The organism is Streptomyces sp. NRRL B-24572 (assembly GCF_002156145.1).
Classification (GTDB): Bacteria; Actinomycetota; Actinomycetes; order Streptomycetales; family Streptomycetaceae; genus Streptomyces; species Streptomyces vietnamensis.
Genome location: NZ_MWIG01000186.1, coordinates 1 through 8,823, shown reverse-complemented (window position 1 = coordinate 8,823; position 8,823 = coordinate 1). Strand labels below are relative to the sequence as shown.

The 8,823-nt window shown below is 64.3% G+C and carries 5 protein-coding genes; 2 read left to right on the top strand and 3 right to left on the bottom strand.

Features of this window, described 5'->3' with window-relative positions:
• The first annotated feature begins 37 nt into the window (after window positions 1-37).
• Window positions 38-703, top strand: a complete 666-nt coding sequence (locus tag CCN56_RS44450; protein WP_306300602.1) for a transposase — start codon at window positions 38-40, stop codon at window positions 701-703.
• Between the two features lie 114 nt (window positions 704-817).
• Here the strand turns inward: CCN56_RS44450 and CCN56_RS12125 are convergent, their stop codons facing one another.
• Window positions 818-2,455, bottom strand: coding sequence for a penicillin-binding transpeptidase domain-containing protein (locus tag CCN56_RS12125; RefSeq protein WP_086826370.1), 1,638 nt, complete (start codon window positions 2,453-2,455; stop codon window positions 818-820).
• Between the two features lie 297 nt (window positions 2,456-2,752).
• On the opposite strand from CCN56_RS12125, the gene CCN56_RS12120 reads away from it, so the two are divergent.
• Window positions 2,753-3,436: a hypothetical protein gene (locus CCN56_RS12120; protein ID WP_086826368.1), complete on the top strand. Its 684-nt coding sequence runs from the start codon at window positions 2,753-2,755 to the stop codon at window positions 3,434-3,436.
• Between the two features lie 69 nt (window positions 3,437-3,505).
• Here CCN56_RS12120 and CCN56_RS12115 read toward each other — a convergent pair whose 3' ends face one another.
• Together CCN56_RS12115 and CCN56_RS12110 are read right to left on the bottom strand one after the other, a co-directional pair.
• Window positions 3,506-7,369 carry a GDSL-type esterase/lipase family protein gene (locus CCN56_RS12115; RefSeq protein WP_256961927.1) on the bottom strand — a complete coding sequence of 1,288 codons (3,864 nt, stop codon included), beginning with the start codon at window positions 7,367-7,369 and terminating at the stop codon, window positions 3,506-3,508.
• Between the two features lie 381 nt (window positions 7,370-7,750).
• Window positions 7,751-8,284, bottom strand: coding sequence for a hypothetical protein (locus CCN56_RS12110; protein ID WP_086826366.1), 534 nt, complete (start codon window positions 8,282-8,284; stop codon window positions 7,751-7,753).
• Between the last annotated feature and the right edge of the window lie 539 nt (window positions 8,285-8,823).

The window sequence follows — 8,823 nt, the reverse complement described above, 5'->3', positions numbered from 1 at the left end:
GGTGCGGCGCAGCGGGAACCGGTTCTCGGTCAACGCGATGTCGGCGATCAGCACCAGGGGCCGGATGCACTTCATGGTCTTCACCGGGGGCTTCATCGCCGAGGTGATCTGCCGCTTTCTGGACCGGCTCGCCGGCCACTTCGGCCACAAGGTCCACCTCGTGGTCGACGGGTACTCTGCGCACCACTCGAAGAAGGTTCGGGATTCGCTCGCCGCCCACCCCGACGACGTCGGACTGCACTTCCTGCCCCCCCGTACTCACCCGAGCTCAACCCCGACGAGCCGGTCAACGCCGACCTCAAGCACAGCCTGCCCAAGCAGCACCGAGCCCGCGACCAAGCCGAACTCGCTGCGGAGACCCGCCGCTTCTTCCGCAGACGCTGGCGTCAGCCGCACAACGTCCGCGGCTACTTCGGCGGCCCGCATGCCCGCTACGTCTGGACGAGAACCTCATGAGTTTCTGATCAATACCGCAACAATCACAAGCGCCGCCGAGACCCACCCACCGACCCGGCAGGTGAGGCCGAAGCCAGTTGACGCCAACCTGATGCCGAGGCCTGCCCAAGGCCTCGGCGACAAGGTTCGCGACTGGGAGGCTCCGCTGCCACAGCGGAACAAACGCGGGAGCAAGGACGGCAGGCTGCGGATTTTGGTGCATCCGCAGTGGGCGACGAGGTGCCAGTCCGTTCAAGCTCTCACGTGACCGGATGCGTGGGCGGGATGGCCCGGGCCTATGTCGCCCTGGAAGCACTCGAATCCTGCGTAATGGCGGACCAGGTGACCTCGTCAGGCCTTTCCGTCCTATCGGGGCGCAGTGTCAACGAGCTTGCAGAACACCCGCGACGATTGCCCCAGCCGCGTCGCCTCCGTGCCCGCCTGATTGAACGACGGCAGCCGCCGCGAGGTCGCCGGCGAAGGCCGTGAACCAGCCATTCGACGTCCCTTGCCCGTCGACCTCAGCAGACCCGGTCTTGGCCCCCTTGTCACCGCGCACAGAGCTCATAGCACCAGCGCCTGTACCCTCCCCGGTCGCTGCTGCACGCATCATCGCCCGGAGGCCTTGGCCGATCGAGTCGGGAAGGGGCTGAGCCGTGGCCAGCTTTCGGCCGTCCAGATCCTTGGCGACGATGATCGGCTGGCTGAAGGAGCCGGATTTCACAGTCGCGGCGATGGACGCGATTGTGAGCGCGTTCATCGTGATCTTGCCCTGACCGATGTACGACGCAGCCGTGTCCGCGCCCGTCGACGGTGGCACGCTCGCGTCGGTGGACGTAGCTCCGGTCCTCCAGACCTCGCCGACTCCAAAGTACTTCCGAGCCGTCTCGCCAAGCGCCGTCCCTGCAACACCTTTTTCGTTGAGCGGCTTTACGGGCTTGATGAAGGTCGTGTTGCACGAGCGCGCGAAAGCCCGCTGGAGCGTGGCATTCGACAGGTTGAAGTCCTTCAGGTTGTGGAATGTGCGGCCATCCCACGCAACGCTCCCCGGGCATTCCACCTTGCTCGACGGTCCCGCGACGATTCCCTGATCCATCATCATCGCGGCGGTCACGATCTTCATCGTGGAGCCGGGTGCTTGACTCCCCTCGAACGCCGCGTTGAAACCGTCCTTGCGATTGTTGGCAACCGCGCGAATCTCACCGGTGTTCGAATTGATCGCCACCACTGAAGACTCGCCGTATGAACTCACGGCCGCCTCCGCCGCCGCCTGCACATCCGCGTCGATCGTCGTCTTGAGAACTCCCGGCTTACCCTTCGCGAGGATCAGCAACGATCGGTCCGGTACCTGCTCATCGGCACTATCGATGTACAACTCGACGCCGGGCTCACCATCAGTTGTCTTTCCATACTTCTCGCGCAGGCGATCCAGAATTGTCCCCAACGAGGGGTACTTCGCTCTTGTCAGCTCCCGGCCCTTGTTGTCGACGGCTTTAATCTCGGGGGCCTCGGAGGTCCCCGTCTTCAAAATGTCACCCTGCTTGAGATTCGGATGGATCACCGTCGGCCGCCACTCCACCAGTGGGCGTCCAGTAGTAAGACCGCGCACCACGACGAGCTCGGAGGAATACGACCACTGCTTTACGCTTCCTTCGTACGCGATGGTAGCGTTGACAGTAAACGGCACCTTTGTTCCAGCGGCTGGGCCAGGCGTGATGACGGCCTTGCGTACGTGGGCCGTCGAAGTGTATCCGGCGAGTATCGGCTCGGCCTCGACCGCATTATTGGTCAACTGAGCCGCCTTGTATGAATGCCCCCCTGCCCATGCGGAAAGGAATTCCCGGGAGACCTGCTCGACCTCGTGCTGCGTCAGAGGGCCGGTAGCCTTTGTTGTTCGACTGTCACCTCCCACGTTCCCGCTGCTGATTCCGTTCCAGACGTTGTATGCGCCGTACCCGACGCCGCTTGCGACCGCTAAGAAGACACTGCCGACTACCGCAACCTTCGCCCCGCTACGCACAGAAATCCCCCACGTGTATCTCTCAAGCGGATCGGATAAAGTTAGCCCCAATACACACTATAGAGACGCAGGGCAAGGACCCGCCCTGTTATCAGAATGCAACCAACGGAACGTCCAACCTTGCGCCAAGTGCACTCATTCTGGACACCTCCTGAGGCGCATGGCGACAGGCCGGCTTGCGGGAGCGGCTGCCACATGCCCACCCAGAGGCGAGGAGCGGGAGGCGTTGCGCAGGTCCGCAGTCCTCCCTGTGCTTCCGATCTGTAGTCGCCGTGACATCCGTAGGAGACTCAGACCATGACTTCACCGTTACGCCGGCGATCCGGCCAGACCGCGTCTCTTCTGTTCGCCTTCTTCCTGGTCGGAGTCGGGGCCTGCTCCAGAGGTCCTAGTCAGAGCGACCTCAAGAAGATCGCCACATCGGACGAGGTCCAGCAAAGGCGGGTGCACACCGAGCACGAATTGCGGGCGCGGGCCGACGAGATTGGTCGCTCCTCGCCGTGGGGGCCGGCCTTGCGTACCACCGTGGTCGACACATGCGCTCGGGGCGGAGGCAAGAACTACCTCGACCAGAACGCACCGAAGCAGCCCGTCATGTACTGCCAGATGCGGCTGCACCTGTACTTCGTCGTGGACCGTCCCGTGCCTCAGGTCCTTCAGGGTCTCCGGTCCATGAAAACGCCCACCACCTGGACCGAGGGATCGATCCGCAGCGCGCTGCAGTACTACGAGAGCAGGGTCTACGAGAAGCCGCACGCCTACCTGCCGTCGATCAGGTCCCGTACCGGCGGGGAGGGGTTGACCTGGGACGCGCCCGGCGACGACGTGAAGTTGAAAGTGCCCGAGCCCTGCCCAGGACGTAAGGCTGTGTTCAGTACCTGCGTGTCCAATCCCGCCGGGGTTCGCCTCTCCTCCATACGTGAACAGCCAGGGACACTCTTCGAGTGGACGCTGACTGCGGGCTACCACACCGTGTCGTAACGGGCAGGGGCATGGAAGGGCCGGCCAGGGTCACACTCCCTGGCCGGCCCCCTCAGGTGCTGTGCCCTGTTACACCCATCCGCTGATGGTCCACTCCATGGCGTCCGCGTACAGCCGGGCGCCACCGATCTTCGGGTGGAAAGACTGGGCCGAAAGGCCGTAGTCCTTCAGGAGCGGCCAGTCCTTGATCGTGTTGTCGCTGTCGGTCAAGGTCTTTACCATGCCGTGGATGCTTTCAGGGTTCCCGCAGACGCCCTTCCCCTCGAAGTTCACTGTGGGGTCGGAGAACCGTGCGTCGATTCCCTTGGCGCGGGCGATCGCTGTCGCATCCTTCATCTGGGCGGTGAGGTGCGCGGCCACGGTGTTCAACCAGTCGTTGGACTCCTTCGACAGGCCGAGTGGGCCGAGACGCAGGCAGCTGGCATCGGCGGAGATCAGCTTGGGATATCCCATGAGCATGATCTTGGCGTTGGGCGCCTTGCTGTGGATCCGCTCGATGGCGGCGCCGATGTCCGACTTCACCACGTCGGTGATCAGTTCTGGCAGTGCCTGGCTCATCGGAAGTCCCTGGTAGGGGCCGTCCCTGTTGGTCTCGACGGTGCCGTTCCCGTCGACGTCCCGGTCGATCTGCGAGTCGTGGTCATCGAACGGCTTGCTCTCACAGCTGCCCGAGCCGAAGGAGATCAGGCACTTCTGGATGACGTACGAGAACCGTGAGTCGTTGCCGCCGATGGAGATGGTGACTAGAGAGGTGTTCTGGTCCAGGTACCCCTTGTCGATCTGGGGCAGTTCGCCGTTCTCCGGGGCCTTCAGGATGTTGTAGGTACGAGCACCCGAGCAGGCGATCAGGTGGTAGTCCATGCCGGCGTCCCAGCTGTCCGCCAGCTCCCCGATCGACGCGTACGCGCCGGGAGTCTTGGCCTGACGGGACCATGCCTTCTTGGAACGGTGGCAGGCGTTGCGGGTGTCCTCGTTCTGGGGGTCCCGGTAGTTGGTCTCCTTGTAGTAGTCCGTGTTGCCGTCGGAGGCCCCCTCGCCGGAGGAGAAGGAGTCGCCCATGGCCACGATCTGGTGCTGCGGCTTGCCCGGCAACTTCTGGAATGCCACGGAGTCCCAGGCGATGTCCTCGCCGGTGCCGCCGTCCGCGGTGTGGGTCGACAGGGAGACCGTCGGCGTGCCGGTGAAGCGGAAGACGCCCAGGCTCACCCACCGGTTCTCTCGGGTGCGCTGCGGAACCACACGGACCGGCGAGGTGGAATCCGTACCGCCCACGACATAAGCCGCCTGCCGGGTATGCGCGCCGTGGTCCGGCATGTGCACCAGTACCCGGGACCAGCCGATGTTCGACTCGTTCAGTGTCCACTTGCCGGTGATGAACAGCCGGCTACCGTCGACGGTGTTCACATCCCTGGTGTGGGAGAACCAGAAGTGGTTGTTGTCCCCGGCCCCGATCTGGTGCAGGTCCATCTTGCCGGGATACGCGTTGTTCCAGCCCGTGAAGTTGAACTCGAAGGTTCCCGAGGACGTGGAGGAACCACAGGTTCTGCTCGTGCTCCCCGCCGGCGTGGCACCGTAGGGAATGTCCTCGACGATCTTCGTTCCGGCGGGTAGGCCCCCCATGCCGCACTGAGGCGGGTAGGAGTTGGCGTCCGGCTGTTCCGGATAGGTGTCGTTGAACCGGTGTACCGCGTTGCCGCACTCCGCGAGGAGGTTGCAGTCCTTCCACTGCACCGAGGTGTTCCACCAGCAGTGCAGCCAGTGCGGGTTGGTCGTCGAGGTCCCCTGGTCCAGGGTGCAGGCGCCCTGGCCGGTGTCGTTGGAGTCGTTCTCGCCGATGCGGCCCGAGTAGCAGTTGTTGTTCTCCATGGTGCAGAACAGGTCGATCCGCGGCTTGACGCGCGTACGGTCCCAAGCGCTGTTCCACCATGCGGCCCGGTAGCCGGGCTGGATGTCGCCGGGGCCGAACAACGCGGCGATGGGGCGGGCGGCCCAGCCGATGACCTTCTCCTGGTACGGCCAGTACTGCGGGTTCGCTGCCTGCGAGTAGTCGTCCGCCCCGCTCTCGTTCTCCAGGAAAGGCGTACGGTTGTACTTCCAGATCGGGTTGGCCGGGTTGTTGGTGAACCCGACGCCCCAGTGCTGGTCGCCGCCCGCAGGGTCGCCACCCTTCTGGTAGAACCCCGAGTTGTAGGCCCACAGCGCGAAGAACCAGTTCTCGATGTACTTCGGGTGCCCGTTGTTGACGGTCAGCCCTGCCTTGCTGGTCTGGTTCCACTTCTCGACGAGGATGTTCGCCCCGGCGGCGATGTTCGCCGTGTAGTCCAGTGCGACGGCCTCCTGCTGCGTCTTGCTGAGCTTGACACCCTGGTCAGTCAGCCGCATGCCGTCGGTGACCTGCGTGATGCCGTAACCGCAGTCGGCCCGCGACCAGTTGATCAGCCACGGATCCGTCTGTGTCCCGGACGGCGTGTAGTCGACGCCGTAGTAGTTCCCGATCAGGGGGTTCGCGGTGACACCCGGAACGGCAAAGCGAGTGGCCTGCCACATGTTGGATTCCTGCGCGGTGATGCCGAGCAGGATCTGCGCCGGGATGTGCCAGTTGTCCACACGATCGGGTATTCCGTTCGTGTCCCCGTACATCAGGGCCAGTGGGAAGAGTGATTGCGGCTGGTAGGCCGCCATTCCCATGTTCTTCCAGTTCGCAGGCCGGGATATGGACTTGTTCAGCGTCCCGGCGACCGCCTGGTCCACGGCCCACTCCACCTGACGGGGAGTCGGCTGGAAGGCCTGCTTACGTATGTCGTTACGCGGCACGGCACACGTCCGCTCCGCCTCGACCGGGTCCGTGGGCGATCCCCCGAGCACCGAGGACGTCGCTGTCTCCGATACCGCCGTTGTCTTCAGCGCCTTCGGTGCCGCCCTACCACCGGACAGCGCGGGGGACATCGCGGTCCCCGCAGACCGTACCTTCGTGCTCCCCAGGGGCTTGCCGCCCGGCAGCGCCTCGAGGACCTCGGTCTTCCCGGTGCCCATCAAGCGCAACTCGGTCCGGACCCGGCGGGCTTCGCCCTCCTTGGGGGTAAGAAGGGGAGACCCCTGTTCCGCCACCCAGGCGGTTCCCACGGCTGCTTGGCCGCGGGTGGAGATCCGGTCGTCCTTCGCCAGGTCGCCCCGATTCCTGACGCTCCCCGGCAACGACCCCAGCGACTTGGCCTTACCGGTGACGTACACGGTGCCATCGGCCGAGGACGCCAGATCCCATTCCATCAGGCCGCCGCGCACCAGCGCCGCCGGCGTGGCACCGCCGCTTCTGATCTGTCGGGCAGTCACCCGGCTTGCCTGGCTGTCGCCTTCGTTCGACTTCTTCGGGGCCGAACCGGGAACCCGCTCGATGAACGTGACTCCTCCGTCCTTGTCGGCCCGAAGCTGGAAGGGAACACCATGCGTACGCGCGATCGTCTTTCGCTTTCCGTCCTTGCCGACCCGGATCAGTCGCCCGCCCTCGGCAGCGACGATGCCCTCTGCGGTCGGTACGGCGGAGGTCACCTGTCCGTCGAGCAGCAGGGGCTTTCCGGCCTTGCCCGCAGCCAGGTCGACAGAGATGAGACGGCTGCCGCTCTGCTTGTCCCCGTCGTGGGACAGCTGGGTGAAGACCGCGTTCTCGCCCTCACCGCAACCGGGTGAGAAGTACGCCAGCGATGCCTGGTGGGGAAGCTTCGTGACCCGTCCCGTCTTCAGGTCCACGATGGCAGTGAACGCCCCGCGCACCATCAGCTCGGGCTTGTTGGTGAAGGTCCGAGGCGCGTAGGCCACGGCGGCACGTTCTCCCGATTCCGTGACACAGGCGTTCCCGATCCAGCTGTCGGCGTCGAAACCCGGCTCGGACAGGGTGGCCGCGGTTCTCCACTCGTAGCCCTTGGCCGCGTCCGCCACCAGGACGTGGAACCCTTCCGCATCACCGGACGTGGTCCACGCGACATCCTTGGAAGCGGTGTACCCGCTTCCCTGTACCAACGCGCGGCGCCGTTCCGGAATCGCGCCCGCAGGCCCATCCCCATCCATCGCCGCCGGCGTCGTCGACTCAGCTGACCATCCCTGCGCCGCGTCGTCAGGCCTCCCCGGATCTCCGGCCATGGCCTGCGTGGGAAGGGTCGCCATCAGTGCTACCGCCGTGGAGACCACCACGGGTAAGCGTGCCCGCAGTCGTCTCACCGGGCGCCGCCAAGTGTGTTACTCGTTCTGCTTCCGCATCTACCTAAGCTGCCTGTCATCGGCTGTCCTCTCGTGCCCTCGGGCCGGCGTGAAGTGCGCGGCCTACTGATAGATGTCGACGACCAGGCGGTTCGGCTGGGTCAGCTGGAAGATCTGATAGCCCGTCGACGGCCCCAGCGTGATACCGAACTCGACGCGCTTGTCGAATCGGTTGTCGAACGCCTGCAGGAGCTGGACACCCTTGAGGGCAGGAAGGTTGAAGCTCTGCAGGGCCGGGCTCGCGAAGGTCAGGTTCCCCGCATCGTCATAGACGTCGGTGTCCTCCATCGTGATGAAGAGGTACGAGGTACCGCGGACCTCCAAGAACTCCGTCTTGCCGCTCCACGGGGTGTACGCCCCCGTTGTGTTCGTCGACGTTGTGACCTGAGTGCTCGATGTCAGGTCGAACACGAGCCGGTCGTATCCAGTGTGGGTTGCAGCGCGGGTTCCCAGGACGCAGGTGTGGGAACACGTGGTGGTCACGCTCGCGGTCCGGGTTTCGGCCGCCGACGCCGTGGGCGACACCGGGAGCGAGAGAAGCGCCACAGTCGCCAGCGGAGTGAAGATACGTACCAGGGCACGTCGTGTGAGACGCATGGCGTCAGGTCCTCCTTCATGTGCGCGATTGATTCGGGTCGCCCAACTCAAGAGGCGCCACCCCGCCTCTGCATAGCTAATTTCGGTACATTGGCCAAAACGTAGAAGTTGAGCGGCTCGAATCGTTGACACGCACACTCGCTTGACACTCCCCCTCACTTCACCCATATCGCCCCTCATGGCTTCTAAGTAGGAGCGTGAATTTTCGGACACTCTCTCCCTGTACTGAAGATCGAAAGGGAGTGGCGAGGTCTCGAACCTCACACTAGATCCGCACGTGGAAGCAGATAATTCCAGGTAGGACGCGGCATCCTCGCGCTGGACGGGCATCGGTTCACTTCCGGCCGTTTCCGAGTCGACTCTCGGTCCACCCCCTCCGCCTCGCCTAAAGTGGCGCTCGTCGGCGGATGGCCGGATTCCCCTCACGCCATTCATTGCACGCGCGGTGACTCAAAGAAACCCTCCGATGGCTGAATTCTGTCGGGGCCACGTCAGTACTTGATGCACTAAGCGAAAAGACCTAGGGCCTGTTTCAGAAG